The 2,552-nt window shown below is 47.7% G+C and carries 3 protein-coding genes; 1 reads left to right on the forward strand and 2 read right to left on the reverse strand.

Going from position 1 to position 2,552, the window contains the following annotated elements; translation table 11 throughout:
- A partial coding sequence (locus tag J4G02_18965) for a Gfo/Idh/MocA family oxidoreductase (protein MCE2396619.1) occupies nucleotides 1-227 on the reverse strand: 227 nt, incomplete at its 3' end.
- Nucleotides 228-482: 255 nt separating this feature from the next.
- Between J4G02_18965 and J4G02_18970 the strand changes: the two genes are divergently transcribed.
- Nucleotides 483-995 (forward strand): transposase, encoded by a 513-nt coding sequence (locus J4G02_18970; GenBank protein MCE2396620.1) that lies wholly within the window; start codon nucleotides 483-485, stop codon nucleotides 993-995.
- Between the two features lie 153 nt (nucleotides 996-1,148).
- Here J4G02_18970 and J4G02_18975 read toward each other — a convergent pair whose 3' ends face one another.
- On the reverse strand, nucleotides 1,149-2,393 hold the full coding sequence (locus J4G02_18975) for a glycine hydroxymethyltransferase (GenBank protein ID MCE2396621.1): 1,245 nt from the start codon (nucleotides 2,391-2,393) through the stop codon (nucleotides 1,149-1,151).
- Nucleotides 2,394-2,552 lie beyond the last annotated feature (159 nt).

Genomic DNA, 2,552 nt, shown 5'->3' on the forward strand with positions numbered 1-2,552 from the left:
GAGTAAAGCGCGTCCATATCTTCGTTATCCACCATCTCGTGTCCGTCGGTGTAGGTTTTGGGGATATTAAACGCTTCAGCCGTTGATTTAAGCGACTCTGGATTGCTATCGCAGACAGCGACAATTTCAACGCCCTCCAGTTTCAGCAGGTTCGGGATATGAGTCCGATTCGCCCAAGACCCGCAGCCGTAGATTCCGATACGAATCTTACTATCCGTTGAAGCCATGAAAAGATTTCCTCCATCATACTAATCTGATTGTGTTGACGATCAAAATATATTTTACCTTCGTGTTATGTTCGAGAGGGATTGTGTATTAAAATCCTCTTTGTCTGTCCTTGAGAATTTCACTTGACTGCTTACCATGAATACCTTACACTTTGAACCCTTGTAGGTCGAGATTCACATCTCGACTCTTTCTCATAAATTCCTTGACCCAATGGAATCCTGTAGGTCGAGATTCACATCTCGACTCTTTTTCTTATGAATATACGTCGATATTACGTCCCCAATGCCATCTATTTTTTAACGGTTGTCACATATAAACGCAAGCCAATTTTCGGCAATGAAATGAATATGGATATTTTTGTGCGGACACTGAAGACGGTTAAAGATATTCACCCATTTTCGATGCTCGCATACGCCTTTTTGCCGGATCATTTTCATTTGCTTATAAAACCCAATATATCGACGAATGTGACAAAAATTTTGCATTCTGCCCAACGAAATTTTACTGTAAATTTGAAGAAAGAGAAAAGCATCGTTCAACGGTTGCACTTATGGCAACACCGATTCTGGGATCATGTTATTCGAGATGAATTGGATTTAGAGCAACATTTTGATTATATCCATTACAATCCAGTTAAGCATGGTTATGTTACAAAACCAGAGAAGTGGCAGTTTTCGAGTTATCAATATTGGTTGGAGGGTGGATACTACCCGAAGGGTTGGGGACACACAGAACCTCAAACAGTCACAGATTTGGATTTTGAGTAGGTCGATGCTTGCATCTGAACTGTAGGTCGAGATTCACATCTCAACGCCTTTGGATTTTGAATAGGTTGATGCTTGCATCTGAACTGTAGGTCGAGATTCATATCTCGACAGTCGAGTTTGGAAACTCGACCTACAAAATTGCAACTCTGCTCATCACACCTCCTCTAGCGTAAACCGCATCCCATTAAAACGCCGCCCCAACGCAGCTGCCCGACGCTTAACCCCTTCGAGGTCATCCCCCCTCAACGCACCGACGATACAATCCGCAACCTCCGGCACATCCGCCGTCGTCATACCACGCCGAGTCACCTCTTGAACGCCAATCCGTAAGCCGTGCTCCCCCAACTCCGCCGGAACACTCGCCCCACCGGCGATGATATTACACGCCTCAAGTTGGTCTGCCATCGCTTTGCTCTCACCAAATTCATCAACAATCGGTATCAATGTGTGCGATTCTGTGAAGCCAAGTTCCTGCCCGAGGAGACGGATCCCCCGCTGGTGTAACGCCTGCCCCAACGCCTTTGCATTACTGATGATTGCATCCGCATGCTCAGCACCACAAGCCAGCCACTCTAAGAATGTCCCCGCCAACGCCGGCAAACGACCGAGGTGATGGTTGCTCTCAAGCAGAGGGGCAACCGCAGGACCGATCTGTTCCGCAAGCGATCTATCGTTCGTCAAGATTATGCCCCCTTGCGGTCCAGCGAGGGTTTTATGCGTGCTAGAAATAAGTACATCCGCACCTTCCTCCAATGGATCCTGAAATCGTCCGCCAGCGATCAGCCCCATGACATGGGCAGCGTCATAGATCAGGTATGAATCGGGCCTATATCGATTCATCGCTTCCCTCAGTTCACGGACCGGCTGCGGAAAGAGAAACACCCCCGACCCAATCGTCACCAATTTGGGACGATGCTTCTCGATGAGCGCGACCGTCTGATCAATGTCGATGTTAGACCGAACGCCGTCCCACGGGATAAGGATAGATTCGAGCGACACCTTCAGCGGTGACGAGGCTAACTTGTCTGCATATTGGTGTCCATTATGCACCTCCAACGCAATATCGCCGGGACGTGCTAGCCCAAAAGTGGTCGCGATGCCCGCGATGTTGCCGGAGAGCGGGCGGAGATCGACATACGCCGCACCGAAGAGTTGCTTTGCCAGTTCCTGCGCCAATTCCTCGATCTGGACAATGAACCGATTCCCTTGATAAACCCGTGCCTGTAGGTCAATCCCGCTGTAGTTCCCGTAACGCTGATCCAAATCTTCGACAAGCAGCCCTTCGACCAACGGACTCGGAACATTTTCGGAAGCGATAAGATTCAGACAATCCCCACGAAATGTGTTGTGTTGCTCCAATAAAGAGTTAATCTCTTTGACTTTTTGGTTAAAATCCATAGCAACCTCGTTCTATACAAATTTTTCACTTCGTTCGGAGCAGATTCGCCCCTATCATTGAAAAATCATGCTCATCACCTTTGGTGCAAGTTGGTGAGGATATTGCAAATTGTTTTCACGTTTCACGCTATCGACAATTGCAAGCTAGCACCATTGGTT

It is taken from the genome of Candidatus Poribacteria bacterium, from assembly GCA_021295755.1.
Lineage (GTDB): Bacteria > Poribacteria > WGA-4E > WGA-4E > PCPOR2b > PCPOR2b.